At 55.7% G+C, this 26,796-nt stretch carries 24 protein-coding genes and 5 pseudogenes; 16 read left to right on the forward strand and 13 right to left on the reverse strand.

Annotation, left to right across the window (positions count from 1 at the left end; all coding sequences use genetic code 11):
- Positions 1-427: 427 nt before the first annotated feature.
- On the reverse strand, positions 428-613 hold the full coding sequence (locus tag C7476_RS26115; protein ID WP_114432848.1) for a hypothetical protein: 186 nt from the start codon (positions 611-613) through the stop codon (positions 428-430).
- A gap of 553 nt (positions 614-1,166) precedes the next feature.
- Here C7476_RS26115 and C7476_RS29565 point away from each other — a divergent pair.
- The gene (locus C7476_RS29565; protein ID WP_425374031.1) at positions 1,167-1,259 is read left to right on the forward strand and encodes a hypothetical protein; all 93 of its coding nucleotides are present in this window, start codon (positions 1,167-1,169) and stop codon (positions 1,257-1,259) included.
- Between the two features lie 268 nt (positions 1,260-1,527).
- Here the strand turns inward: C7476_RS29565 and C7476_RS27960 are convergent, their stop codons facing one another.
- Both C7476_RS27960 and C7476_RS26130 read right to left on the reverse strand, forming a co-directional pair.
- Complete coding sequence (locus C7476_RS27960; protein WP_147274743.1) at positions 1,528-1,716, reverse strand: hypothetical protein; 189 nt, start codon at positions 1,714-1,716, stop codon at positions 1,528-1,530.
- 327 nt (positions 1,717-2,043) lie between these two features.
- Positions 2,044-2,808 (reverse strand): SDR family oxidoreductase, encoded by a 765-nt coding sequence (locus tag C7476_RS26130; RefSeq protein ID WP_114432851.1) that lies wholly within the window; start codon positions 2,806-2,808, stop codon positions 2,044-2,046.
- Positions 2,809-3,291: 483 nt separating this feature from the next.
- On the opposite strand from C7476_RS26130, the gene C7476_RS26135 reads away from it, so the two are divergent.
- The 3 genes from C7476_RS26135 to C7476_RS26145 all read left to right on the forward strand — a co-directional run bounded on the left by C7476_RS26135 (position 3,292) and on the right by C7476_RS26145 (position 5,693).
- Positions 3,292-4,569, forward strand: coding sequence for an adenylate/guanylate cyclase domain-containing protein (locus C7476_RS26135; protein ID WP_114432852.1), 1,278 nt, complete (start codon positions 3,292-3,294; stop codon positions 4,567-4,569).
- A gap of 576 nt (positions 4,570-5,145) precedes the next feature.
- Positions 5,146-5,400: a type II toxin-antitoxin system ParD family antitoxin gene (locus tag C7476_RS26140; RefSeq protein WP_114432853.1), complete on the forward strand. Its 255-nt coding sequence runs from the start codon at positions 5,146-5,148 to the stop codon at positions 5,398-5,400.
- A complete protein-coding gene (locus C7476_RS26145) occupies positions 5,400-5,693 on the forward strand; it encodes a type II toxin-antitoxin system RelE/ParE family toxin (RefSeq protein ID WP_114432854.1) in 294 nt (97 codons plus the stop codon). Before C7476_RS26140 ends, C7476_RS26145 begins: the two co-directional genes overlap by 1 nt.
- Positions 5,694-6,043: 350 nt before the next feature.
- On the opposite strand, the gene C7476_RS26150 is transcribed toward C7476_RS26145, so the two are convergent.
- The 3 genes from C7476_RS26150 to C7476_RS26160 all read right to left on the reverse strand — a co-directional run bounded on the left by C7476_RS26150 (position 6,044) and on the right by C7476_RS26160 (position 9,790).
- Complete coding sequence (locus C7476_RS26150; protein WP_114432855.1) at positions 6,044-6,556, reverse strand: isoprenylcysteine carboxyl methyltransferase family protein; 513 nt, start codon at positions 6,554-6,556, stop codon at positions 6,044-6,046.
- A gap of 697 nt (positions 6,557-7,253) precedes the next feature.
- Positions 7,254-8,189, reverse strand: coding sequence for a dimethylarginine dimethylaminohydrolase family protein (locus C7476_RS26155; RefSeq protein ID WP_114432856.1), 936 nt, complete (start codon positions 8,187-8,189; stop codon positions 7,254-7,256).
- A gap of 11 nt (positions 8,190-8,200) precedes the next feature.
- Entirely contained in the window at positions 8,201-9,790 is a 1,590-nt protein-coding gene (locus C7476_RS26160; RefSeq protein WP_114432871.1) for a zinc-binding metallopeptidase family protein, read from the reverse strand.
- A 107-nt stretch (positions 9,791-9,897) separates the two neighbouring features.
- Between C7476_RS26160 and C7476_RS26165 the strand changes: the two genes are divergently transcribed.
- The 6 genes from C7476_RS26165 to C7476_RS26190 all read left to right on the forward strand — a co-directional run bounded on the left by C7476_RS26165 (position 9,898) and on the right by C7476_RS26190 (position 16,253).
- Positions 9,898-10,788, forward strand: coding sequence for a LysR substrate-binding domain-containing protein (locus C7476_RS26165; protein ID WP_114432857.1), 891 nt, complete (start codon positions 9,898-9,900; stop codon positions 10,786-10,788).
- A 126-nt stretch (positions 10,789-10,914) separates the two neighbouring features.
- A complete protein-coding gene (locus C7476_RS26170) occupies positions 10,915-12,021 on the forward strand; it encodes an ABC transporter ATP-binding protein (RefSeq protein ID WP_114432858.1) in 1,107 nt (368 codons plus the stop codon).
- A 43-nt stretch (positions 12,022-12,064) separates the two neighbouring features.
- Positions 12,065-13,180 carry an ABC transporter substrate-binding protein gene (locus C7476_RS26175; RefSeq protein WP_114432859.1) on the forward strand — a complete coding sequence of 372 codons (1,116 nt, stop codon included), beginning with the start codon at positions 12,065-12,067 and terminating at the stop codon, positions 13,178-13,180.
- Positions 13,181-13,244: 64 nt separating this feature from the next.
- Entirely contained in the window at positions 13,245-14,078 is an 834-nt protein-coding gene (locus C7476_RS26180; RefSeq protein ID WP_114432860.1) for an ABC transporter permease, read from the forward strand.
- Position 14,079: 1 nt separating this feature from the next.
- Positions 14,080-14,892 (forward strand): ABC transporter permease, encoded by an 813-nt coding sequence (locus C7476_RS26185; RefSeq protein WP_114432861.1) that lies wholly within the window; start codon positions 14,080-14,082, stop codon positions 14,890-14,892.
- Entirely contained in the window at positions 14,889-16,253 is a 1,365-nt protein-coding gene (locus C7476_RS26190; RefSeq protein ID WP_114432862.1) for an FAD-binding oxidoreductase, read from the forward strand. The genes C7476_RS26185 and C7476_RS26190 overlap by 4 nt, the downstream gene beginning before the upstream one ends.
- 91 nt (positions 16,254-16,344) lie before the next feature.
- Here the strand turns inward: C7476_RS26190 and C7476_RS26195 are convergent.
- Together C7476_RS26195 and C7476_RS26200 are read right to left on the reverse strand one after the other, a co-directional pair.
- Positions 16,345-16,843: pseudogene (locus C7476_RS26195) on the reverse strand (ISL3 family transposase); the annotation flags it as partial.
- Between the two features lie 92 nt (positions 16,844-16,935).
- Positions 16,936-17,264, reverse strand: a pseudogene (locus C7476_RS26200) (DDE-type integrase/transposase/recombinase); the annotation flags it as partial.
- A 573-nt stretch (positions 17,265-17,837) separates the two neighbouring features.
- On the opposite strand from C7476_RS26200, the gene C7476_RS26210 reads away from it, so the two are divergent.
- Positions 17,838-18,203 carry a c-type cytochrome gene (locus C7476_RS26210; protein WP_114432864.1) on the forward strand — a complete coding sequence of 122 codons (366 nt, stop codon included), beginning with the start codon at positions 17,838-17,840 and terminating at the stop codon, positions 18,201-18,203.
- A gap of 978 nt (positions 18,204-19,181) precedes the next feature.
- On the opposite strand, the gene C7476_RS27965 is transcribed toward C7476_RS26210, so the two are convergent.
- Positions 19,182-19,367, reverse strand: coding sequence for a hypothetical protein (locus C7476_RS27965; protein ID WP_147274744.1), 186 nt, complete (start codon positions 19,365-19,367; stop codon positions 19,182-19,184).
- 867 nt (positions 19,368-20,234) lie between these two features.
- On the opposite strand from C7476_RS27965, the pseudogene C7476_RS29255 reads away from it, so the two are divergent.
- Positions 20,235-20,306: pseudogene (locus tag C7476_RS29255) on the forward strand (SEL1-like repeat protein); the annotation flags it as partial.
- Complete coding sequence (locus C7476_RS26225) at positions 20,283-20,600, forward strand: tetratricopeptide repeat protein (protein WP_342633365.1); 318 nt, start codon at positions 20,283-20,285, stop codon at positions 20,598-20,600. The pseudogene C7476_RS29255 and the gene C7476_RS26225, both read left to right, overlap by 24 nt.
- 124 nt (positions 20,601-20,724) lie before the next feature.
- Here C7476_RS26225 and C7476_RS28980 read toward each other — a convergent pair whose 3' ends face one another.
- Both C7476_RS28980 and C7476_RS28985 read right to left on the reverse strand, forming a co-directional pair.
- Positions 20,725-21,105 (reverse strand): PAS domain-containing protein, encoded by a 381-nt coding sequence (locus tag C7476_RS28980; protein WP_245426606.1) that lies wholly within the window; start codon positions 21,103-21,105, stop codon positions 20,725-20,727.
- A gap of 56 nt (positions 21,106-21,161) precedes the next feature.
- Positions 21,162-21,389 (reverse strand): PAS domain-containing protein, encoded by a 228-nt coding sequence (locus C7476_RS28985; protein WP_342633366.1) that lies wholly within the window; start codon positions 21,387-21,389, stop codon positions 21,162-21,164.
- 468 nt (positions 21,390-21,857) lie between these two features.
- On the opposite strand from C7476_RS28985, the pseudogene C7476_RS26235 reads away from it, so the two are divergent.
- Positions 21,858-22,099: pseudogene (locus C7476_RS26235) on the forward strand (polyphosphate kinase 2); the annotation flags it as partial.
- Between the two features lie 45 nt (positions 22,100-22,144).
- Positions 22,145-22,618: a histidine kinase gene (locus C7476_RS26240; RefSeq protein ID WP_114432868.1), complete on the forward strand. Its 474-nt coding sequence runs from the start codon at positions 22,145-22,147 to the stop codon at positions 22,616-22,618.
- A gap of 433 nt (positions 22,619-23,051) precedes the next feature.
- Here C7476_RS26240 and fba read toward each other — a convergent pair whose 3' ends face one another.
- Both fba and C7476_RS26250 read right to left on the reverse strand, forming a co-directional pair.
- Entirely contained in the window at positions 23,052-24,116 is a 1,065-nt protein-coding gene (gene fba, locus C7476_RS26245; protein ID WP_114432869.1) for a class II fructose-bisphosphate aldolase, read from the reverse strand.
- Positions 24,117-24,379: 263 nt separating this feature from the next.
- Positions 24,380-25,552, reverse strand: a complete 1,173-nt coding sequence (locus C7476_RS26250; RefSeq protein WP_114432870.1) for an acetate/propionate family kinase — start codon at positions 25,550-25,552, stop codon at positions 24,380-24,382.
- A gap of 657 nt (positions 25,553-26,209) precedes the next feature.
- Here C7476_RS26250 and C7476_RS26255 point away from each other — a divergent pair.
- Positions 26,210-26,796: pseudogene (locus C7476_RS26255) on the forward strand (ABC transporter ATP-binding protein/permease); the annotation flags it as partial.

The raw sequence follows: 26,796 nt of genomic DNA on the forward strand, positions 1-26,796 counted from the left end.
CCAAGAAACTGCACCATGTCGCCTATGATAAGTGTGGTAATTCCTTGTTGTTGCCATCATTCTGAAAAGAACCACCGTATGCCGACCCCGCGTCGGCAAAGCTTGTCAAAGCATTCGGCTTCCTGTTCGCCAGGCTGAAAGGTCCGATCTGCCGGTTCCTGCGTTTACGGCAGATCGGACCTTTCAGCCTGGGTGAACAGAGGGCTAATCGAGCAACCTGTCGTTTAAAGCATGTCAGAACTCAATGGCTGACATGAGGCTGAGGCCACCCCTCGCGATACTTCAGGCGAAGCACCCCATCGGCTGGTTAGCGCTTCAGGTCGGTCGGGCTGCTTTCCCTGCCGCGTGAGCGGCCATCTCAGGAAGACCGTGGTTTGGGCTGGCGCGACTTGCGCGGAACCAGGGGAATTTCCTCACTGCTGATCGACTAGCGCCGGATCGGGCTCTCCCGCCGTTGCTCGTCCTCGGCACATTCCAGGCGCTTGAGAAGGTCATCGGACTGCTGGCCGTTGGCCGGGGCCGCATAGGGTCCGTAAGCAACGTAGTCTTTTATGTGCTTGGCAGCCTGCCGCAAGCCTTCGACTGCTGCGCTTTTCTCTCTGCGCTTCGTCATAGTGGAGTGCCGTTATATGTCTGTTGTAGAAAGGCCAAAAAACCAAAATGCGGGGCAAGGGATTTGGTTCCGGAATATCCGCACACAACGGAAAATCATGTCGCCTGCCCCACCAATCTCGTCGGAATAGGCAGCGAAGGCAGTGGATATTCTGAAACAGCTTCTCGACCGTGCCCGAATTCTAACAAATGTCTGAAACACCCGGAAAGCCCGCCTACCCTTCACCCATGCAAAAGGCTCCTGCTGGATCGTTTGAGCACTACTGCATGCAACCGGGCTGCAAATCGTGGGTTCGATCGCCTCGTAAACCGCGAACGATCCAATGCTTAGAAAAACGCGCAAGTTGCACGACAGGACAGAGGAACAGCAATCAGAGCTGCGCGTTTTATTGGCATGCGCGACCTACCGTTCCCTCATGTAACCATTACCGATCAATTCGGTAAAACGAAGAACATTGAGTCTGCAGTCGAAGCGGAAATATGGCTTGGTGCGCATTGGCCGGCAGGGAATGCCGATAAATTCAAGACAGCAAAGCAGGCATGCCTAAAATGCTCTGGCTGGAAAGGCCACTTGTACGAGTTGCAGGGACGCCTTTATCGAGGCCGCTAAAGAAGCCGGTATTTACGTCACTCACAAGCGGCTATAGGGCTTTCGACTATTGTTGACTAGGCCTTTGGTCCGATTTCGCGTCACAGTTTGCGTGGTAACTTTGCGTCCCCGGACGGAGGAGGAACCAAAGCATTGTTTTATTTGTTTGGTGGACGCCGATATTCCAGGTCGGTTGGGTTTATGAACCGCAACGTAGCAGATCGAGACCCACAAATTGGCGGTGGTCGCAAGCCCACCGCCCTTTCATTTGGTATTAGCCCTTCCGCGGTGAGCGGAGCGTTAGGTGTGGCATTATGAGCAACGCACTAGACCAACGCCTTGACAGCAAACTCGCGTGTCCCAGATGCAAAAGTATATACCTCGCGTTCACGCAGAAGCTGACCCCCAGCACGTCTATCGTCTGCAGCTCGTGCAGTGAGTTCCTCGGGACTTGGGGCGAGCTGGAAGCCGAGTTTTTCGCTCAAGGGGGCGGCGACGGTGTGTTCGAGATGCATGACGGTCAGATCATTCGAAGGGGATGATTTTATGCGGATACATTTCGATAACGATAACGATCCGGGATATGGGTGGAGATACCTGCACTACGGCGTGCTAGTCTGTTTCGGTCTTGCCCTTGCCAGCGTAACTGGTTGGCTATTTATACCTTTCAGATAGTAAATATTGACTATTCCGCTGTGTGGAACGGACGCCGATTGATTGCCGTTCCAATGTGATGGAAGAAAGACCCTTCAAAGAAGTTCGCATTGAAGGACAGACCGACCTCTACTGGAAAAATAACCGCCATCCGACACAAAATCTATGTCGACGGCCAGGGTCCGCAGCTACCAACACGTGAAGCCGCCGTCCACGACGAGATCGACGCCCGTGACGAACGACGAAGCCCGGCTAGAAAGGAATATCGCGGGGCCGACCATCTCGTCGGGTGCGGCCAGGCGGCCCATGGGTGTGTCCCGCTCGAAAACTTTGACCTGATCGGCGACTTCCGGCCGGCGGTTCATCGGAGTCAACGTGTAGCCCGGACTGATCGAATTGACCCGAATGCCGCGGTCGACCCATTCCATGGCCAAGCTTTTCGACAGGTGAATTACCGCCGCCTTAGACGAATTGTAGTCGGCTTGTTTCAGATCGCGATTGACGATCGATCCGGACATGGAGGCAATGTTGATAATGGAACCTTTCTTGCGGGGAAGCATGACGCGTGCTTGCGCCTGGCAGGACAGAAAAACCCCCGTCACGTTAATATCGTACACTCTTTGCCAGTGGTCCAATGGAAGCGTCTCGGCATCGCCCCCAGCACCGACGCCTGCGTTATTGATCGCAACCGTCAAGGGGCCAAGCTGGCTTTCAATCAGGTCGACCGCTCCCGTTAAATCGCTTGCCTTCGTCACCGAGCCTTCGAGCGTTAGGGCTCGGCGGCCAAGAGCGCGGATTCTCTCTGCTGTTTGGTCCAAGCCGCCATTGGACAAATGACCAAAACAGCCAACGTCCGCTCCGGCCTCGGCCAACCCGATGGCTATCGCTTGGCCAATCCCGCTGCCGGAGCCCGTGACCATGGCCACTTGCCCGTCAAGGCTGAACAATTCCATTGCGCTCCCTCCCATGGCAAACGGCGTTTGAGTTGCCCGTGACCCTGTTGCCATATTATACAGGTCCGGCCTGGACTCTTCGATACCTGTTGCATCTTGCCATCACCTCGATTTGACAAGCGCTTAAAATGGAATGGTATCGTCGGAGCATCGAGGGTACGCGGACAAAGTCGCGTTGACCCCTTTGCGGATATCGTCTCGGTATTCGGATTGTACTCTCAACGAGCTCGGCATGTCCGGCCCTGCGCAACTGGTCTCGGGAAATCATGACCATCGATTGGATATCAACACTGCAAGAGCAGGCGGCGTTCGCGAACCAGATCGCGGACGACGTGAAACAAACTCTGCAAATCCCTGATTTGAGCGTTGTGGCAGCAAGTCGGTTGCGGTCGATGTCTCCGATCACCTGAAGAAGGCGCACTGCGGTTTCAGTCGTGTCTGCTATAATCAGCGACGTGATTTCCCGCACAGCGGAGACCCCGGATGGAGCAAGGCGTCAAGAACGAGTGGGTGAACTGGCATTGTGGCCAGCCAATCGACGTCTGGCCGGCCCCTGTTGACCATCCCTGGGTGGCCGACTACACCCGCTGGCTGACCGGCCCCAAAGCCCGCCTGCTGGATTCGGAGAAGTTGTTCGATGGGCTTTGTGGGCGGCTGACCGAAGCCGGCGTGCCGATCGATCGCTGTGTGCTCCTTTTTAAGACGCTGCATCCGGTCTATCCCGGACACAACTACTTCTGGACGCGCGAGCGCGGCACGTGGCTTGTGCCGCTCAGCCATGACTTCGACAATTCTGAACGGATGCTCGTCTCCCCCTATCAGGAGGCGCTCGACCGCGGTACGGCGGTCCGCTTCGATGTTTCGCACGGCACCGAAACGCGCATGCCAATTCTCAACGAGCTTGCCCACGAAGGCTACCAAGAGCTGGTCTGCGAGCTTATACCGTTCACTTTCGGCCAGACGCCGGGGATAACATTCGCCACCAAGGCTGCCTCGGGCTTCACTGCGGAGGCGACCGCCTTGTTGCGCGCCGCGGTTCCGCCGATGGCGACACCCCTCGAGGTACGCGCCCAACGCCTTACCCTCGGCGCAGTTTTGCGGACATATCTCGGCGCTGCCCCCGGCAGTAATGTGCTCGACGGGGTGATCCAGCGCAACGACGTACGCCGCCTTACCTGCGCCATCCTTCTCGCCGACCTACGCGGCTTCACCGAAAAGGCCGAGCGTTGGCCGTCCGACTCGCTTTTGGCCGCCCTGTCCAGCTATTTCGAGTTGCTCGATAGGGCTGTACGCCGCTCCGGCGGCGACATCATCAAATTCATGGGCGACGGCGTCTTGGCCATCTTTCCCGTGGAGGAGGCCGGTAGTTCGCGCGTTGCCTGCCAAAGGGCACTTGATGCCGCGCTGACGGCGCGCATGCAGCTTCCGTCGATCAATGCGGAGAGACGCGGCCGCGGCGAGGAGCCGATTGACTTCGGCTGCGGCTTGCACATTGGCGAGGTCGCATATGGAAACATCGGCAGCATGGAACGCCTTGACTTCACGGTGATCGGGACCGCGGTCAATCTGGCCAGCCGCATCCAGGACTTTTGCAAGACGCTGGCCCAACCGGTACTGTTGACGGCCGACATAGCCTCCGAAGTGGACATGCCACTCGTCTCCTGCGGAAAACACCGGATCCGCGGTATCACAACTCCTGTTCGGCTTTTTGCGCCTGCTGATGCGAACGCCATCCGGACAGGTTCTCTGCAATCTGCCTAACTGCCAGCAAGAAATCGTGCCAATCAGTTCTTGGCGGAAACAATCTGATCGGTACGCCAGCTCGAGATATGACTCCTGCTTCGACGAGCGAATGTTCGTGCCGATCAGGATCATTTTGTACAGGCATCAGCGATAGTGGTAAAAAAGCTACTTAAGAAATTAGCAGCGGCGCGCGATCCCTATTTCCGGCGTATCATCCCGTTATCACGGACCAGGGCGATCATTTAGCACCGTTTTTTCCGAGGAAGTTGAACCAGGAATGTAAACTTTAGCGAAACAATCGATATTGCAGAAAACCGCTCTTATCGGCCTTTTCAAAGGAAGGTTTCCTGGCAGGGTTTTGTAATTGAACAAATGCCGAATCCTGAGCGAGGACGGTTAAGATTTACCTTTTGGGAGGTGGGATCGATGCCGTTCGCGGCTGACCACCTAGTCACCGTTTTAATAATCGAGACCTCCCGGTGGTGCGTAATGGGGTCAGAATAAACTCTGCCCGGCTGAAACTTCGCGTCTAAGATGATCAGGTTTGACAAACTTTGCCAAACTCAGTTAATCTGGGCGCAAATGGAGGCTTGAATGGCTACTATGAACGTGTCTCTACCGGATGCAATGAAAGATTGGGTCGAAGCCCAAGCAAGGACCGGGCGATACTCCAATGCTAGTGACTATGTGCGCGATCTGATCCGAAGGGACCAAACGCGGAGCGATAAGATTGTTGCCATGCAACGCTTCGTCGATGACGGTCTCAAAAGTGGTGTTGGCAGCCGGTCGAAGGACGAGCTCTTCGCTGCGGCTGCCGCGCGCACGGAAACGGCGCGTGGCACCACATAATGCGTTTTAGCCTTTCGGTTGAAGCGGAAGAGGACCTTATTGCCTTCACCGAACAAGGTATCCGCCTGTTCGGAACTCTACAGGCCAGGCGGTACCATGACGACTTGTTCGCGGTACTTGAACCGATCGCCGCGAATCCCCGAATGGCGCGTGAGCGAGAAGAGATTTCGCCGCCGGTCAGGATTTATCCGTTCAAAGCCCATCTGATTGTCTACCGCATCCAAGAGAATGGAACCTTGTTCGTGATCCGAATACGCCATGGACATGAAGATTGGGCCAGCGAACCTGCTTAGGGCCCCCCGATTGAACAGACAAGCGCAGTTGCTTTCAGAGTAATCACCGCTAGGAATGGAACAGACGACGGCCCGACATTCCTTAAGCTGATGTTATGCCACTGAATCATCCCGCATATTGTTTCGGATCGATGGTTCAATTCCCATCGAGGCGACCATTGAATAGACACTATACAACGGCTTTTTAATCGGGATTGTAGACATTCATGCTACAATTCAAAATGCTCGATATTCGCCTTTATCGGCATTTTCAAAAGAACGTTTATCAAATACAGCCGCGTCTGTACGTTCAGAACCTAAACGGTGCTGGGGACTGACCCATGCGAAGGCATCGCAATACAATCGCGCCATCAGTACTGGGGGAAGTGCACACGCATGGCTTTTTCCTCCTGCCTGATTCGAACGAAAAGCGGGATCAGATAGAGAGGCATGCCTACGGCAAGTGTCCAAAACGCGTGTAGCGTGACTGCAAATCCGATGAGCTCCGGAATGATGTTCAGGTAATAATTCGGATGCCTGACAAGACGGAACAGCAGCGAAGTAACCAGGACGTGGTTTCGAGCGATGATGAGTTTGACTGTCCATTGTCGACCGAGGCTCGCAATCACAACTATCAGGAATGTTGCACCAACAAGATAGATGGCCAGTCCGAGCCAAGTGATGGTGTCTATAGTGTAGTCAGAGAACCCGTATTCGATGATCGCGCACAGATAAAACGCAACATGCGCGACAGCCAAAATGTTTGAGTTGGTCTTGCCGATTTCCGTGCCGCCGGCAGCTTTCAGCTTCCGTTCGTTTCTGATGGAAATGAGGAGCGTCGCCACCCGAAATACAACGGCAAGAGTGATAAACAAAATAAGCATCGCAGCTTCTTGCTCGCTAAGAATCTGTGCGTTTCGATCATCGAATCATCGCATCTGGACGGCTGGTCTATAAGCGACGTCAGGTCTTTTTCCAAGGGTGTGATAGTCAATTGGCAAGACGGTTGCGGCTATTCAAACGTGGCGGACCTCGCCAATTTACGAACGTTCAAGCTGCGCTCGATAGCAAGGGCTGCGCTACCAAGTGCTCGACACGAACGCAAATGTAAGAGCGACTCGAATGGCCTTTGCCAGCAACGGAATCCTCACACTGGCAAGAACTTCCATTTGGGGAAACGGATGCATTGATTTCTGGCCGTCTGGATACAGGGCATATCATAGAACTAAGGTTGAGAGGGCGGACGGCCAGTGACGACGTTGTCCCGGCCCAGACCATATTTTCTGCGTTTACAGCTGACACTATTGCACCTATCTGGCTCGGACTTCGGGGGGCCGAGCAAACTCTGACCTTGATCCTAGGGCGTGATCCGGGCCGCAGCCCTTCATACTGGTTCGGACCAAACCTGCCCACCGCCGCGAAGCTGTCGATGTCCCAATCAGATTGCCCTGCGTCAGGGCAGCCAGTTTCTAAAACAGAATCACCACACACTTTGAGGAAGACCCCATTTGCTGTCATTTCATCACGGCCAGACCAGCCTGCTCGACTTCGTTAAAGCCGCCCCCGACCCTGCCATATAACCTAATCCGGCGAGCGCAGAAGGGCTTGCGCCATGCAATGGATGCCGCCGCCTGTCTTGGAGATTTCGCTCATATCGACTGCCGCGACTTCAAATCCCGTTGCCTTGAGCTTTTCTATCAGCGTCGTGCTCGATGTCGGCGCTATGATTCGATCCTTGCCAAGCGACATGAAGTTGCAGCCGAGATTCATTGTGTCCTGAAATGGTACATCGATAATTTCATGCCCCTTGGATTTCAGCCAGTCGACGATAGCGGGCTCGGTGCAGGCAAGACAGACCGCAGTAAGCTTCGGTGCGATCGGCACAACCATCAAATCGATGTGGACGTAATATTCGTCGATAAACGCAAGGCGCGTCTCCCAGCCCTCCTTGCGGAACCAGTCTTCGACTTGCCGGGCCCCCTCCTCCTGTGTGCGAGCACCACCGCAGCCGATCAGGACGCAGCCTTCCTCGATAACGTTGAAATCGCCGCCCTCGAATGTACCGGCGGTAACCATGTCGTAGATCGGTATGCCCAACCGTTCATACGTCCGGATGGCCGCGTAGTTCTCGCCGCGACGCCACCAGTTGGCCATGGCGGTGATGATCGCACCATACGGTGTCATCACACTCGAGTCGCGTGAATAGACCTGCATCGGCAGCTCAGGCTCTGGCTCGTGCCAATGAATCTTCACACCAAAATGTTCGTACGCTGCAACCAGTTCCTTGTGCTGGGCCTGCGCAGTCTGGATATTGCAAGGCGCTTCGCGCAAATGTTTGCGCGACAGCGAGCTTGTCGCCATATGCCGAAGGAAAGCCGGCGAACCAAGCAGCACGTCAGTTAGCGGATCCGTTTCATTGCGAAACCCCCAGCCTTTGAGTGGTTTGGTGCCGCCATTGGCATTGCGTCGCTTCAGTGTGAAAGCATCGGCAGCAAGATCCTTTTCATGACGTGACATTGGACTGTCTCCTATTGTGCGCCGGTGGGTATCCACCACTCGCGCCCGCGTGCAGTTGTTATATATTCCGGCCAGCGAAAATGAATTGGCGGTTCGTAATCACACAGCGGCGCGATCCACTTCGAGCCGCCAATGCCGCCACCTGTCCGTTCGATGAATTCATCCCTTGCCTGTTTCCGTGCGCCTTCGTCCTCAAGCAGGCGCAAGGCTGTCAACGCAACAGTCTTCGCAGCGCATACCACCATCGGGTCGATGGTCGCCGGAATGCCGCCAAGCGCGTTCATCACCCAGCTTGGATAAGCGTATCCCTTGGGTGCCTTCAACGCCGGTCGCGCCACATAGAAACGCACTGTCGGCGCATGCCAGGTCATGTCGGTATAGTCGTCCGACGTGGAATTGATCTGCGAGGGCGGCAGGTCACGGCGGAGGATTGCCTCGGCCTCCTGCGGCGCTATCAATCTCTCGCACTCGTCGATGAATGGCTCGTCCATTGCCTCGACACCGGCATTGATCTGGATTTCCCGCGCAATGGCCTTCGCCGTCTCATCCCAACGTGGCGCACCGACAATGTTGAGTGCTTCCCAGGTGATTTCGGCCATCGCGTGATTGGCAAGGCCTGGGCGCGACTTGCAAACCCACTGCCGCTCCACCCGGCAGCCGGTCATCGCCGCAGCGTGCTCGGCGTTGCGGTCGAGCGCTGCGGTCACCTGTTCCGCCATGACAATCGTCGGCACGCGCATCATATACTGGATCTCGGCAAGACCCGCCGGCAGATTGTCGGCCGTCGCCTGCCCTGCTGTCAGGATTGCTTCGCTGATCGACCAGCCACCTTGATGCGGCAGCATGGAATCGCGCAACGCCTTCGAGGCCATGTAAATCATCATCAGCGCGTCATTGGCGCCGGGTGCACGGACCGCCGAATGCGATTGCGGGATAGGCGCGCCATCACTCAACCCCCATCGCTCCGGTTGATCGCAGATGAAGCGATAGATCATCGAATAGGCGGCGCCGCAATGCGTGTCCCAGCGCACGGTATTGCACAGAGGCAGCATGTAGAACGGATGAAACGAGATCATGCCGTCCAGCCCGTCATAATAGCCCTTGGCAGCGTGGATCGGCTTGGAACCGCGCACCTTTTCGGCGGGCTCCCCGGTAAAGCGCAACGTCCCCGCGATGCCATGTCTTTCCATAGCGGCCTTGGTTGCCAGCAAACCACCCAGGCTGGATATGCCAAGACCGGAATGTGGATCCGTATGTCCACCCGCGTGTTCGCTCAATCCCGGACGTGGCCGCTTCGCCGTCGACACGTCCTGGCAGTTGCCCGGTACCGCATCGTACTCTGCATACATGCCGACCGTCGCTGACTTGCCATTCGTTCCGGCCTTGTTCGTCCAATGGGCACAGAACGCCGTTGGCATGCCACCAGAGCCGGCCTCCACATCAAAACCTTCTTCACGCAGCCGCGTTACATACCAATCCGCCGATTGATATTCGCGCCATGCAGTCTCGCCGATATCAAAGATCGTGCGGGTCCAGGACGACAGATCAGACGCGTGATCGTCAACGAAATTCAATGCCGATGCCGCTGCTGCCGTGATCAAATTCTGTCTCCGCTGCCAGGAGATAATCATCTGGAAGGCGGGACAAAAAGTGATATGTTTTTTCAAAACGTGCAAATTCTATTCACCCCTGCTCCAAGGACCGATTGATGCGGATACCATCCACCCAGGCACTTCGCGCGCTGGAAAGCTTCGCCAGACATGGGAGCGTTTGGCGGGCCGCGGAAGAATTGCATTTGACCCGCAGCGCGGTCAGTCATCAATTGCGGCTGCTCGAACGCGATCTCGGGTTCGAGCTGCTGCAGCGGGATGGAAAAGGCGTCACGCTGACGCCTCGCGGCCGCAAATATGCCAATGATGTTCGCAAGGCACTCATCGTCATCGACGATGCTGGCGAACGACAAAGCCCGGCTGGTACTGGCGGTTCCCTATGCATTAGCTGCACGGCGGGCTTCGCTTCGTTGTGGCTATGCACCCATATTGCCGAGTTTCAAGAGAAATATCCGGATGTGGCGCTGCGCATCACAACGCCGCGCAAGCTCGACGATGTCAGCGATGCCAGCGTCGACCTCTTTATTGCGTTTGGCGATGGCAACTGGCCAAGTAGATCGGTCGAACTCCTGTGCGAGGTGGAGTTCACGCCGCTATGCAGTCCGGTTCTTCTCAACAATCTCGGCGGCATCGCCGAACCGAAGGACATCTTGCGCGCGCCATTGTTGCACCTCGGCGATTTCGAGGATTGGACCCGCTGGCTCGCCCTCGCCAATGTCGACAATCCGGATTCGGAACGAGGCATCGTGTTTTCCGACATGAACCTCGTCTATTCGGCCGCCATTACCGCGCAGGGCATCGCCATGGGGGATGAGCTCACCTGCCGCAAAGCCATGAGAGCTGGTCAACTCATCCGGCCGTTCGATCTCAGCATCAAATCACCGAAGTCCTATTTTCTTGTCACGGATTATGCGAAAATCGATCATGCTGCTCAGCTTGCATTCACGCAATGGTTGAAATCGCGCTTGTCGCAAACCCGCAGTGCGTAAAACCCAGTCATGAGCGCTCGTGCGAAGTGGCGTGAATTTCATTCACGTGTCGCGGCAATATAATTCAATTGTCGAGATCGCGGATTGTGCCTAGGCTTCTCACAAAAGCAGGGGAAAGAGGTCTCAATGCCTCAAAGCATGCAACCAGGCGATGCGAAAGCCGCCGAGATCAAGGCTGTATCGATTGGCAAGACGTTCGGCGCGTTCCATGCGCTGAAAAATCTCTCGCTCGACATAGGTCGGGGCGAGTTCCTTACCCTTCTCGGCCCTTCCGGTTCAGGCAAAACGACGTTTCTCATGATTCTTGCCGGGTTCACGGCTCCAACCACCGGCCGTTTGATGATGGACGGCAAGGATATCACCGATGTGCCAGCTGAAGACCGCTCCTATGGCATGGTGTTTCAGGGTTATGCGCTGTTCCCACATCTGACCGTCGAGCAGAATATCGCCTTTCCGTTAAAGGTGCGGGGTCGTTCTTTGGCTGATGTCAAGCGCAAGGTCGGCGAGATGGTAGAGCGCGTCGGTCTTATTGGCCACGAAAGGAAACTTCCAGCCAAGCTTTCCGGCGGTCAGCAACAGCGTGTGGCCCTCGCCCGCGCTCTTGTGTTCGAACCCTCCGTTCTCCTGCTGGACGAACCTTTTTCGGCTCTCGACAAGAACTTGCGCGAAATGATGCAGCAAGAAGTCAAACGCCTGCACCAGGAGACCGGCACGACCTTCGTTTTCGTCACGCACGACCAGTCCGAAGCGCTCGCCTTATCGTCGCGGGTCGCCATTTTCAATCATGGCGAGCTCTTGCAGGTTGGCAAGCCGCAGGACGTCTATGAGCGGCCGTCGAACCGCTTCGTCGCCGAATTCCTCGGAGAGATCAATCTTCTGCCACTCGACACCGTGGAATTGAACGGCGAAACCGCTGCTGGCAAATTCGAGGACCGGACCATCGTCCTCAACAAATCCATTACGCTGGCGGGAAAAAAAGCCGTTGCCGCTGTCCGGCCTGAACACATGTTCATCTCGGCATCGCCGCTAACATCAGACTGTAATGCCATCACTTGCCGGGTCGAAGGCGCCACCTATTTCGGCGCATCGACCAAGTACCATTTGCGGACACGCAGCGGAACCAGCCTCGCAGTTTCAATGCCTACAGCATCGACGTCGCCGATAGCGCCACAATCCGATGTGTGGGTTTCATGGCCGGTGCACCAAGGCTTTTTACTGCCTGATGGAGGTTAGGCAGCATTCGGAATGTACCAAATAACATCCAGAGGGAAACAAAATGGATAGCGCATTTCAAAAGGACTGCCTCGAAATACTTGCCAGCAAGGTCGAGAAAGGGGAAATCAGCCGCCGCCGCTTTACACAGATGGCAGCACTGCTGCTCGCAGGCGCTCCTGCGCTCTTGCGCTCAACTGGTTCATACGCACAAGCGAAGGAACTCGTTCTGGTCAACTGGGGCGGCGACGCCATGACGGCCTATGACAAGGCTTACGGCCAGCCGTTCACCAATGAAAGCGGCATCACGGTCAAAATGGACGGTTCTGGTCCGACGGAAGGCGCGATCACTGCCCAGTTCAAGAGCGGCAAACCAAGCTGGGATTTGATGGATATCGATCCATTCTCCGGCATTTCCCTTGGCAAGCAGGGCATGCTGGAAGAGATCGATTACAAGATCGTTGACAAGAACAAGATGCGCCCCGGCTTTGGTTGGGATCATGCGGCCTCGACCTATTTCTTCTCCTATATCATCGCCTACGACTCTTCGAAATTTGGCGACCAGGCACCAACCGGCATGGCCGACTTCTTCGATGTCAAGAAGTTTCCCGGCAGACGATCGCTCTATAAGTGGGGTTCGGCGATGTGGGAAGCTGCGCTTCTCGCCGATGGCGTTGCACCGGAAAAACTCTATCCGCTTGATCTCAAGCGCGCGCATGACAAGATTGCGGCATTCAAGGAAAACGTGGTGGCCTACTGGGGCGGCGGCGCGGAAAGCCAGTCTGTTTTGATGGATGGAGAAGCCTCGATGGCACTCATCTGGTCGACACGCGCCTCATTGCTGGAGCAGGATTCCGGCGGCAATATCAAGTTCATCTGGGACCAGGGCCTGATTTCACCCGGTGCGCTCGGCGTGATGAAGGGTAATCCCGGCGGCAAGGACAATGCGATGAAATTCATCGCCAGCGCACAGACGCCGGAACGACAGCTCGAGATGTTCAACATGCTCGGCCAGGGCCCTGCAAATCCTGCGACGGACGCGCTGATCCCGGCAGGCAAGAAGCGCATCAATCCTGTGGATCCCGCCAATATGTCCAAGCAGGTCCCGCTGAACATGGAGTGGTATGCCGAGAACTACGGCACGGCATTCGACGAATACACGAAAGTCATCTCGGCTTGATCGCTCTTGGCGCGAAAATTAAGTTTTCGCGCCAAGCCTTTGATTCATAATGCCAGGAACGCGAATGATCGGAAGATCGATCACCTTTAGAAAGATTCTGTTGCTGGCGCCGCTGTTGCTGTTCCTCGGACTTGCCTATGTCGTTCCATTTCTGGGTGTCGTCCGCTGGAGTTTCACCATGCCCGAAGTCGGTCTCGGCCAATACCGGGCGCTGCTGACGGATCCTCTCGTCCAATCCGTCTTCATTCGCACCTTGCGGATTTGCCTCATCGTGACTGCCGCCGTGCTCGTCACCGCCTATGCAATCGCCTATGTGTGGGTTCGAGGCAGTTCGGTTCAGCGCATGCTGGCGGAATTCTGCATCCTCGTCCCCTTCTGGATATCGGTGCTGACGCGAGCCTTCGGTTGGCTGGCGATGCTGTCCAACCGGGGGCTTATCAACACGTGGCTCCAGTCAGCTGGCATCATCAGCGAACCGTTTGCACTCGCACGCAATGAGCTTGGCGTCATCATTGGCATGACACATTTCCTGATACCCTTTGCGGTGTTTCCGATCGCTTCGGCCATGCGCAGTATCGACGAACGCGTTTTGCTTGCGGCACGCGGCATGGGTGCATCGCGAACGCGCATTTTCTGGACTGTCTTCGTGCCGTTGACCTATGGCGGGTTGATCGGTGCCGCACTGATTGTATTCGTCTTCGCGCTTGGCTTCTTCGTCACACCGGCCATTCTCGGCGGCGGCCGCAGCGTCATGGTGGCCGAACTCGTCTATCTTCGGATATTTCAGAGTCCGGACTGGGGGCTCGGTGCGGCGATCAGCGTTGTCCTCGTGCTGTTCATCGGTGCCCTCCTTGCACTGATGCGACGCTTCATCAAACCTGCGCATCTGATTGGTTAATATGAGTTCATCCCGTCCAGGTCCCGTCATTTTGTTCGTTGCCACAGCGGTAGCACTGTTCCTGTTGATGCCACTGATCGCGGTCATTCCCGTATCATTCACGCCGGCGCGCTTTCTCTCCATGCCCTCCGGAACACTGTCGCTGCGGCATTACCAGGCGTTGATAGATAATCCTGCCTGGGGCCAGAGCATCCTGCTCAGCCTGCGCATCGGCATCCTTTCGAGCGTGATAGCCACGGCGTTGGCGACCATGTTCGGGCTCGGCATCTGGATGTTCCAGCCGCGCTTCTCAGCGCTGCTGATTGGCTTCGTTCTACTCCCCCTCGTGGTACCGCCTGTGGTTTCCGCGATGACGCTGTATTTTCTGATGACGGCCCTATCGAGTTTTAACAATTGGATCGGCTACGACACGTGGCTGGGCGTGACGCTCGCCCATGCCGTGATGATCACACCCTTTGCGGTGGTGCTCATCCTCGTCGCGCTATTTCAGGTCGATCGTCGCATAGACCTTGCCGCACGAGGGCTTGGCGCCAATCTGGCAACACGCGCCTTCAGGATCATCATCCCCAACATCAAGTTTGGCATTGCAACCGCAGCACTGTTGTCATTCGTGCTGTCGTGGGAGGAGATCGGCGTGACGCTGTTCATCACCAGCGTCAATGCGATCACGCTGCCGCGTCTGATGTGGATGGGACTACGCGACAACATCGATCCGGCCATCGCTGCGATCTCGGTCTTGCTGATCGTAATCACGGCGATCATTCTCGCCTTCAGAATTTTCATTGACCGGCGCAGGACGATAGATCCGCAATGATTGCAGGCGAGATTCTCAAGAAATTGCGCGTGATCGTCGGCGCCAGCGGCGTGAAGACCGGCGAAGCATTGAGCCTCATTCACCCCGGTTCCGATGAACGCAATCTCGATGCCGCGGTGATGGTCACCCCTCGCGATACCAGAGAAGTCGCGTCGTTGCTGCGCCTTAGCAACGAGCACCGGATTGCCGTCGTGCCACATGGCGGACGCACCGGGCTGGTGGGTGGCGGCGTATCGGCGGTCGGAGAAATCATCCTCTCCCTTGCCGCCATGAACAGGATCGTATCCCTTTCTGCAGATGGCGGAACTGCTATCGTAGAAAGCGGCGTGACGCTGCTGTCGCTACAAGATGCAGCTGCAAAGGTGGAGCTCACCACCGGCATCGATATTGCTGCGCGCGGCAGCGCCACCATTGGCGGCATGATTTCGACCAATGCCGGTGGCATGGAGGCCTTTCGCCACGGCGTCATGCGTCATCGTGTACTTGGCCTCGAAGTGGTGCTGCCTGATGGCAGAATCATGAGCGATATGGCGCAGGTGACGAAATCCAACGAGGGTTATGACCTGAAGCAATTGTTCATTGGAGCCGAGGGCACGCTGGGAGTTGTAACGCGCGCGGTCATCAAGCTGGTGCCAAGCGACGAGTTCACAGCAACCGCTCTTGTCGCCTGCCCCTCTGCAAGCGATGCGATCGCTTTGTTCCGGAAGCTGCAACGCGGTCTTGACCTTCTTCGTGCAGAGTTCATGGCACGGGACTATTTTGCGTTTGCGTCAGCAAATCTGGGACCAGCCTCCCTCGCTGCCTTTGCCGAAGCGCCAGCATATCTCATCCTGGAAATTCACGCTGCGGATCAGCAGGCGGCGCAATCAGACCTTGAAGAAGCCCTTGCCGAGGCCATCGAAGAAGGACTTGTCGTCGATGCAATCCTCGCCCAGAGCGAGAAGGAGCGCACCGAGATCTGGAATATTCGTGAGGACAGCAGCGTGGTCGATCGCATTCATCCGAACGGCTACTGGTTTGATATCTCGGTGCCATTGCAGGAACTTGAAACGTGGCTGACGCACTTCAACGAAGGCGTCCCCACGCTCGGACCCGACGTTCGGGGCTTTGCGTTCGGGCATCTCGGCGATGGTAATTTGCATGTCGGCGTTGCGGGAGCGCCGGACAAGGATGCCGCCAAGGCAATCGTCTACGCCAACCTGCGCGAATTAGGCGGATCGTTCTCGGCAGAGCATGGTATCGGCCTGGATAAACGGCAAGATCTGCATGCATTTGTCGATCCGGTGAAACTTGCCCTCATGCACTCCATCAAGGCCATGCTCGATCCAAACGGCATCATGAATCCGGGCAAGGTACTCTGAATTGGACAGCATCTACGCCTGATGCCCGCTTATGTCAGAGCCCGCGGAGGGCGAGAAGCGCCTGTCGTACTGCATTTAATCAGGGTCGGCCTCACTTTGTGTGGAGATCGGCCAATTTGATTGGCATCATCCGAGCTTTGAGACGCTCTGGTCCCGCTCTGCCATACATTGCGCGCTTGATCGTCTTCAGTCGGTTGATCTGACCTTCCACCTGACCATTGCTCCAGGGCAGGTCGATGGCGTTGCAGACGGCGTCGATATCCCGGCGAAGTACACGCGCTAAACGGGCTAAGAAGGCGAGGCCAGAATGGAATGGCATCATCGATCCATTCTTCGAGTTTCGCCGAAGCTCGGCCACGAAATAATCCGCGAAATCGCATGCAGAAGCTGCGCAAAACGGCAAACATCCGTGATCCCTGTTTGAGGGCATCCACTTTCCGTGCTTGATTGATGGTCAGCGCGCCGCGCGGCTTGATGCAAAGAGTAGCGGCGACCGGGGAGATCAAATGACCGGTTTGCGGATCACGTACAGGCGCATTGGATGGCGGCTCACTAGAAAGCAACATTGACTCCCCGAACCGTGAGCCACCATTTATGATGGTAGATGGGCCAGCATGTAGAACCCACCGCCGCACTGTCACATTGTTTGGAGGCTAGTCGTGCGAAAGGCATGAGCCTCTTTTCAGGCAATCTGGCCGCTGATTGCTTTCCACTCACCCATGGCATGCAGGCGGTAATTTCGGATCTGAAATGCTGAGCGATTTATACGGGACGGAACAAAGAGATTGCGAACAGCAGAGAAGACGGAAACAAAATGCTGCAAGCTGCCGGTCGATCGAAAGCCTTGGCGCATTCGCTCGCGTTTTCGAAAAGGAACATGCGAATTCTCTGCTCGGTTGTTCAAGCCTTTGTGAGAACGATGCTCGACGTCTGGAATGACCTGACGCCTTGCTCGCCATAGGAGCGCAACTTGTCGGTGATCATCCGCTTCGGCACCGTGCCCTGTTTCTGGCCAGCTTGAGAACAAATATGAACAGACGCTGGTTGCGATCGTCCTGACAATTTGAATTGATTGCCACACGCTGTCTCGCGCGATGGGGAGCGGACGGCCTTGTTTTTCAGGAATGCCCCATGAGCCGAAGCCGACACGAACTAAGAGATTGGCAGATTGACAGGAACTATCCCTTTCAGGTCGTGCTGCTCGCGGTGCCGTGCGTTACCAGTTCGACAATGTCTTGTTTTTATCCCGCAAACTGGGATGCAGCGCCTCGGCTTTGATATTTACTCGGACGGCGAGCACTACAACATCTACTGCTTTCGGACCGAATCTGCTGCAGAGGTTTTCTTGAAGGCATTCGATGGAGAATGGATCACGTCGCAGCAACGCAAGAAGGTACACCTGGCACTCCCGATGGCAACGAAATCGCGTGAGCATGCAATGTCTGCCAAGCGATATCTGAGACCGATAAAGGAGACCGCAAGGTTTTTGGCGGGCAGCACTGCTGGCGAGTGAATTGCGCCAGCGTCAGGGAACGGTTTTGACCGGCAGACGTTGTGCCTCTGGCACCAGAACCGGAGAACGACATGAACACGCGCTTTCTCGCGCTGGGTCTCGTCGGCGGGCTGACGTGCCCTCTCGCGCTTGCCCAGGACGATGGTCAGACCGCTTTCAACAACAGCTGCCGCACTTGCCATACGATGAAGGAAGGCGACAACCGGCAAGGTCCGAACCTCGCCGGCATCGTCGGCCGCAAGGCCGGCTCATTGCCGGACTACAACTACTCGTCGTCGATGAAGCAGTCCGGCATCACTTGGGACGAGGCGAATCTCGACCAGTTCATCGCCAATCCCGACCAGGTGGTAAGAGGCAACAGCATGAAACCCTATGGCGGCATTACCGATGCCGCGCAACGCAAGACGATCATCGAGTTCCTAAAGTCGGGCGACTAGATGGTCGTCGTAGGTGCGCCATCAGCATGTTTTTGATCATCTGGCTTTTCCACCCGCCAGAGTGTTCGTGATACTATTAGGGGTCGGTTACGCTGTGCTTGGTCAAGCGTTAATTAAAGACAAATGGTCACTTCTTCATGGACCAAGCCAGAGAAACCCAGTGATGAAGAGGGATGAAACTCCACCCCCGTCCGCCTACCCATCCCACATGTAGAAAGCGCCGACCGGGCTGTTCGACAAGAAGCCATTAAGATGGTTCGCGACAGCAGGGCTGGTGACTGGTCCTTATCCTGGATTTAGGCGCATAGGGTGGAAGGCGGCGATTTTCTGGATGATCGTTTTGGCGCTTGGCTTTGCGGCAGGCAGGTACTGGGAAGCGACCCAACGCAAGCGCACCGAAACAGATCCGCATAGCACAGCTACGATTGTCAACGTTTGGACCGAGCAGCGCGGTCGTTCAAGCCATGAAATCAAAATGGGGAAAATTGCCTTTGTCCGGCAACAGGAGGGCCGACCGATCGATTGCAGGATTACCATTTACCTGGAAATTTGCCCGCCAGTGCTCAGGAAGTCGGCCAATTGATTGATATCGTTCCACGTCCTGACAGCTGCTATCGATCGATCATGCCGGCTCTGTTTGACAGACCATGAACAGGTTGGTTGAGCGGGCGGCAAGACTTGTGCTGAAATTGCGTGGTTTCGAACAGGATCTTGGCCGACTTTATGAAGTCGAGTGCTCTCTTTACCGATACAAAAGGCTAGCTTGCCACTTTTCCTCCCTAATCTCAGGCCTTTCCCCAATTCTTCCACCTTCGAAGTTTTGCTAAAATCTCCCTCGCAACGGAGGGTAATTCCATGAGCAACGCGGGAAAAAAAGATGAGGGGACCAAGGACATATCGGCCAAACCACAGAAGCCTACGGGCAAAAGCGCCGAGAGGCTGGTGGCGTCCCAGGGGAATTTCCTCACTGCTGATCGACTAGCGCCGGATCGGGCTTTCCCGCCGTTGCGCGTCCTCGGCACTGTCCAGGCGCTTGAGAAGGTCATCGAACTGCCGGTCGTTGGCCGGGGCCGCATGGGGTCCGTAAGCAACGTAGTCTTTTATGTGCTTGGCAGCCTGCCGAAAACCTTCGACAGCTGCGCTTTTGTCTCTGCGCTTCGTCATAATGTAGTGCCGTATGTGTATCTTCTAGCAGGGCCAAAAACGAAAATACGGGGCAAAGGATTTGGTTCCGGCTTTGTCTGCAAGCGGTCAAAATGTTCGCGAAAAATGCCATCATCGACTGACCTATGGGCGGCCGCCAAGAGCTGGTTGAGACGTGGCGTGAGGCAGGAGCCCCCTGCCATTATTATTTTGTGAATGAGCTCGGAAATGGTCGTTTCTAAGCGCTATTTGTCCATTGGCAGACATATGATTGTAGCCCGAAAAATTGAGTGTAAAATTTTATTGGGTGATGTTGGGAGGTAATCAGATGCACAAACGTCTCGATCACAAACTCGAATGCCCAGAATGCGGTACGATCTATTTACGCATCCCGGATGACGTCCAGGACGACACTCTGATTCAATGCAGTTCGTGCGACAGAGTGTTTGGTCGATGTAGGAACTGGAAATAGATTTCCATTCTCAAGGCGGCGGCAACGGTGTTTTCGAAATACACGACGGCCAGATCATACGCAGGGAATGAGCCAATGCGATTGGAGTTTGATGATGATCCAGATGGCCGGCCAAGCCTTCTCTCGTTCTGCATCGGCGGCGTCTTGTCGGTTTTCATTCTCTTCTTGGCAGCGAGCTATGCTGGCTATTTTTGGTGAAGGGACACCAATACTGGCCTCGGGCTAGATGCTGCCTAACGCTTTGAATATACGGCGATCAGAACTTCACCTTGAAGCCCGTTGTGCCATTGACGCTGTAACTGTCGGCAAAGTTGCTCACGCTGGTATTCAACGACACTTCGCCATAGACCGCGTATTTATCATCGGCCCAGCTTCGCAAAGCTGCCGAGCAGGGATTTGGTCCAGCTCAGGGAAGTCTCGGCCAGTTGTACTTGGAAGGTAAAGGTGTTCCCAAGGACGACACGATGGCTTTTGAATGGTTCAATAAGGCGGCCATTCAGGAATTTGCCGGTGCGCAAACCAATGTCGGCCACCTGTACTTCCTGGGACAGGGCGTCAAGCAGGACGATGCATTGGCTTTGAGCTGGTTCAATAAGGCAGCGGCACTCGGTGAGCACGTGGCGGAGCGCAACCTCGGCTTAATGTACTATCTTGGTAGAGGTGTAGAGCAAAGCAACAGCCGGGCTGCGGAATGGCTCAGGAAGGCAGCCGACAATGGCGACGAGCCAGCGAAAAAAGCTATGGAAGAGATGGCGGGCATGGGCATTATTTCGGGTACATGAATTCTCGTCGGGATGCCGGGTTTTATACGAACTGCAGTTAAGGTAGCCAATTGCGATGGACGATGAGATTTCTCGCCGATGACCTTGCTGTTGGCGTTACAAGATGCTGCTGTTTCGCTCGGAGTTACCATCGGATGACGGTGCCGTCGTGTGACTTGAGCGCAGCTGCCCGGCTGCGAAACCAGCGATACCCTCGCTTTGCACCCCCTAAGCGGAACTCGATATCCAATGGATCACCGGTTGCAATCGACTGGGACCATTGTCGCTCTGCATTTGGAAGATCGTCGGGGTGGATCGCCTTCGCCCAGCCTGTTCCGAGTGCTTCGGCTGGTTCAAAGCCGGTAATCTCCTTCCAGCGAGGGCCCGCTTCGAGTACTTCTGCAGACGGACCCGCCGTCCACGGCACTTGCGGATGGAGCTCCACCAAAGAACGGTAGTGTTCCTCACTCGCACGGAGTTCGGCCTCTGCCCTTCTTCGCGCGGTCACATCCCGAGTTGTCACCACGACCAGCTTATTCTTCCTCGATGTCCTGCCGGCCAGTTCAACTCGATGCTTTTGCGTCACAAAGGGACTTGTTGTTCCATCCGCAAACTGATTTCCTCCTCGAAACTGACGTCCTGGCCACTTTTGACGACGTGTTGATCCATGTCACGGATGCGATCGGCCTGCTCCGCAGGCAAGATATCATGATCTGTGCCTCCTATCAGTTCGTCGCGCGATTTGCCGAGGAGGACACTTGCCGCATGGTTCAGGAAGCGGAAGCGAGAATCCGCGCCCTTAATTATGATGGCTGGGAAATGGCATCGAGAATGACTGAGAGTTCATCATCAAACGACATCGGCCGCCCCGATAACCTGACTTCCGAGTTCCGCATGACCTTAGACCTCTTCGGTCTGGACGGGTGCGAAAACAGCAGTGCGGTATGAAACAGAATAAGGAAGTACGTTACAGTAACGACCGCGTAAATGTGGTGCCGCCGCGCCATGCGCTAATTCACGATAGAACCTCCCATTAAACCGCCCGATATCGGTGACCGCATGTCCGACTTGCGCCGTTCCGTCACGGCGAGCTCCCACCGGGGTTGATATAGTTGAGCGCACGTGATGAGCGTCGTAAGCGAACGCCTTTGGCGGAAGTTGCCCGCCCCATTTGTTTTTGAGACAGGCCGACCTCTTGGGCGTATACTGCTGCTGAAGCTGCATGTCAGGGGATTTGAATGCACATTGTTGCAATCCGGGACTTGGCCGCCAAGTTAGTGGGATTATTTCCGCGCCTGCGATGAGATGCTCAAGGTGACGGACAGGCCCGATGCTCCGTGGTGGATTGTCCCGTCCGATGACAAGGAGCGCGCGCGCATCAACTGCATCTCACACATCCTCAAGTCGATCCCTACGAACGGGTAAAATTTGACGCACCGGATCTTGGCAAGCGGAAAAAGCGGCCCGACGACTATATCGCGCCAGAGGCTACCGCCGCCGTGGTCCCCGACGTGCTTTGAAGGCGGTATCCGTCAAGCAACGTCATCCACGAAAGGATCAAGCAGATGCCAGAGAAAAAAGAACCCCTAGATTTGAACGCGATGCCCCCAAGCGCAGAGGAGATTCGCAAGGAAGTCATACGGCGTGCAAGGGAGGAAGACGAAAAACAGGCGAAAGCAAAGGCAGTCCAGGAGAAGAAGGCGGCCGACTTCGCTGAAGATTTCCTCAAAAACCATGTCAGCGAAGCGGACGTCCTCGCGGTTCGCCGGCTTGTGGCGAACGCTGTCCAGGCGGGTAAATTCGAGGCTATGGTCTATAGCTTTTCATCGGATCTTTGTTCGGACAGCGGTCGCGCAATAAACAGCGGCGACAAAGACTGGCCGGCAACACTGCAAGGCAAGGCAAAGGAGTTTTATGATCGCTATCAGAAACTTGCCAAGCCGCAGGGTTTCAAGCTCAAGGCGATGGTCATCAGTTTCCCCGGCGGAATGCCCGGCGATGTCGGCTTTTTCCTGAATTGGGGTTCAGATCGCGCTTGAGTTTGGAGCCGGACAAGCTCTGGGGAAGACCCCATGAGGTATGGGCGTTGCTGAAGGTCATTCTCATTGCCTTGAGATGAGGTGCACGACGTAAGACTTTGCGGCATCGCATTTGTTACCCTCGCCATCAGGTCTACCTTCAAAAACATTGGCAAGGCTCCCGGCTTCTAATCGTCATCCCGTCCGTAGGCTTTGAACGCTTCTTCGAAGTACTTGGCGAGCGCTCTTGGAGACGAGAAACTGGATGAGATTGCAACCGTCGTGGCGAGCGAGCTTAGACTGGAGATCCTGGGTCCTCCGCCGCATCGACCCATGTTGCAGAGTGCCGGTGAGCGGAGGAATATTCGACATGTTGCAACCGTCGAATCAATGAAGTGCAGGCCAAAACAAAGTAGATGCGTCCCCCGTCGAAAGCCCTACTCAGTTTGCATCATCAACCGAATATGGGATCCAAATTCCCAGACTGATAACGTTTGGCCATCTCGGAAACAGGCAGCGCCTGGATCGCAGTAGCATTGCCAGACGCTCCGAATTCCTCGAAGCGTTGACGACAGAGCTTGGTTAGCGCAGCCATCGCGGGCCCAAGATATTTGCGAGGGTCGAATTCGCTGCGATCCTCCGTCAGAACTTTGCGTATTTGCCCGGTCATTGCCATACGGCAATCGGTATCGATGTTGACCTTGCGCACACCGTTCCTGATGCCGCGCAGGACTTCCTCCACCGGCACTCCCCACGTCGGTTTCATGTCGCCGCCGTATTTGTTGATGATCTCCTGCAGTTCTTTTGGCACCGAGGATGAACCGTGCATGACGAGGTGCGTATTCGGCAGCTTGCGGTGAATTTCTTCGATCACATTCATTGCCAGCACCCTGCCATCAGGTTTTCGGCTAAACTTGTAGGCTCCATGTGACGTACCCATAGCAACAGCCAGCGCGTCGACTTTCGTTTCTGCGACGAATTTCACGGCTTCATCCGGATCGGTAAGCAGTTGATCGTGGCTGAGTGGCCCTTCCGCACCATGACCATCCTCTTTGTCGCCCATTCCAGTTTCTAGCGAGCCCAGAACACCAAGTTCGCCTTCGACCGATATGCCGCCGAGATGCGCCATATCAACCACCGTTTTCGTTACCCCGACGTTGTATTGCCAGTCACCAGGAGTCTTGCCATCAGCCATGATGGAGCCATCCATCATCACCGAGGTGAACCCCGACTGGATGGCAGTCATGCAGGTGCCGGGCTCATTACCGTGGTCAAGATGGACGCAGACTGGAATTCGGGGATAGATTTCTGTCACTGCGTCCATCATGTGCTTCAACATGATATCGTTGGCATAAGCTCGAGCACCACGCGAGATTTGGAGGATGACAGGAGCGTCCACTGCATGCGCCGCCTCCATAATTGCAAGCGCCTGCTCCATGTTGCTCATGTTGAAGGCAGGTACGCCGTAGCCTTTCTCGGCTGCGTGGTCGAGCAATTGTCTGAGTGTGATGCGTGCCATCAGTTCCTCCCTTCGATACGGTTGCGTAGAGAACATCTTTTTCCGGATGGGTCGCGAGAGCCCCCACCCATACGACGCATTGCCATTGGCCTGCATAGAAAGGAACGCGATCAAGCTGCCTCGCGGATCGGCCCAATTATCTTTCAGCATAGTGTGGCTAGCTCGCCTAAGCACAAAATAGCTCATTTCGGCAAAGAATTCGATGACGTTCTGTTAGAGTGAAATAGCGGTGTCATGGAATTGTGCGACCACCGGTCGTGTTTCTATACAGTAATCATACCAAGCGTATGTTGGGCGATCATCAATTCTTCGTCCGTAGGCACCACATAGAGTGCGATCCGGCTATCGGCTGTCGAGACAAGGATTTCCCCGGTTTCGTTACGGGCAGGATCCAGCTGCGCCCCAAGCCAACTAAGTCTTTTTGCGATCCGCTCGCGCATAATTGGCGAGTTCTCGCCGATTCCAGCGGTGAATACGAACGCCTCAAGACCACCCAGCGCTGCAGCAAGCGCACCTGCGTTGAGACTGATCCGATGGACGAAATGGTCGAGCGCTAACGCGGCTCGGGCGTCGTCGCTTGCCAGAAGATCACGCACATCGTTGCTGATGCCGGACAATCCTTTAAGACCAGACTCATTGTAGAGCATGTCCTGCAATTCTGACGAGGTCATACTGCCCTGGTCGATAAGATAGAGCAGAACGCCAGGATCGATCTGCCCGCATCGCGTCCCCATAGGCAACCCATCAAGGGCCGTAAATCCGAATGTGCACTCGAGGCTGTGCCCGTCCCTTAAAGCACACATCGAAGCGCCGCTGCCAAGATGCGCAACGATGACGCGTCCCGTGGCAATATCTGGTGCAATATTCCTAAGACGACCTGCCACATACTCATAAGATAGCCCGTGGAAGCCGTATCGCCGTACTCCCTCGGCAAAAAAATGCGCAGGTATTGCATAGTGGTCCGTTACAGGGTCATGGCCGTAGTGAAACGCAGTGTCAAAGCATGCAATCTGCGGGAGGTCTGGCCGGCGCTCCAGCAATGTCCGGATGGCAGCGAGGTTGTTGGGCTGGTGAAGTGGCGCAAGTGGTACATATCGCTCAAGGTCCTCGAGGACGTGCTGATCGACACGTACCGGATGCGCGTAATCCGGCCCTCCATGGACGACGCGATGGCCAACCGCGACAAGCTGACCCTCATGTTGTCCCCGTAACCACGTTCCAACGTGATGCATGGCCGCGGCGAGGTCTGGAACATCCCCCGATGTATAGCTCCTGTCCACGACCTGCTCGCCATTTGTGTTCTTGACCGTAAAGTGAGGTGCGGTTCCAATGCCCTCCACCTGGCCCTTAACCAGCTTCACCAGTGCAGTACCGACGGCGAACACCTCGAATTTCAGGCTAGACGAGCCGGCGTTGACGACGAGAATCGTGTCCATTGATCAACCCTCCTCTGTCGGCTTCGTCCGGAGGCGCGGTCTGCGAACACCGCGCACATTCCTTGGCCGCAGCGGACCCTTCTTAGCATATGCACATGACGCAACCAATCAGCAGGGCCACTTAGTTGTAGCGTCAGCGTGAGCGGGAACCTTGCAACTGATCGGAACAGGCCAGGCATTGGGCTTCGCCGGCGACCGTCGAAGACGAACGCGTCTTTGTTCCGACAGCAATAAGTCCATGTTGCCGTTGTGGTCATGGTCGGGGAAACAAGATAAAATCAAACTCTGTTGAACCAGTTTGGATGCGTCAAGAACGTAGAACGCCATAGACCTTCGATATAGCTACGCACCAATCGGTTTCGAACCGTTGGTGCTAGTTGCGGACCTAACCATCGGCGGAATGGTTGGGCGGTCATTAGGATACTGTGACGGCCTGGACAGAAGTCGGGTACCTTGCGGGGTGAAACCTGATCGCCAGCATATTGAATCAACCCGCATCCCAGGGCGAGCGCCCACCGGACCGGCGGCGCGCCCTGGTCCAGAGAATTTGGTGGGCTAGTACGAGGCTTCCGGGTTTCTCGTCCGTCCCCGCCGTATCATCCTCACCGCCGGATGAGCGGTGTGCAACTTAGTTCAATCAACATGCCGAGGGACGTCATGGATAAACAGGAAACTCCCCTCAAGACAACGGCAGTTCGCTTTGTACGCGCGGTCAAGATCTTTATGACCTCCGAGGCCGGTATAAAAGCGAGATGGCTGCTTGTCGGCCTGGTCCTTCTCTTGTGCGGGCTTAACGCACTGAACGTTGTCAACAGCTACGTGGGCAGGAATTTCATGACGGCCATCGCCGAACGACAGACGGCAGAATTTTCCCAGCAAGCGATCTTCTACATTGGGGTCTTCGCCGCTTCAACCGTCGTCGCCGTTTTTGCGCGGTTCGTCGAAGAACGTTTGGCGCTGCTCTGGCGCGATTTCCTGACCCGCCGGGCAATCAGCCTTTATCTGTCCGACGCCACCTATTTCAGTATGGATGTTTCGGGGCAACTCACTCATCCCGATCAACGGATCGCCGATGACGTCCGTTCCTTCACGGTCACCACCCTCTCGTTCATCCTCATGATATTCAACAGCGCTCTTACGATCTTTGCATTTTCAGGAGTGCTGTGGTCGATCAGCCCGTTTCTCTTCGTAGTTGCCGTCGTTTATGCCGCAGGCGGCTCTTATCTGACAATTGCTCTCGGCCG

It is taken from the genome of Phyllobacterium bourgognense (assembly GCF_003337575.1).
GTDB classification, from domain to species: Bacteria; Pseudomonadota; Alphaproteobacteria; order Rhizobiales; family Rhizobiaceae; genus Phyllobacterium; species Phyllobacterium bourgognense.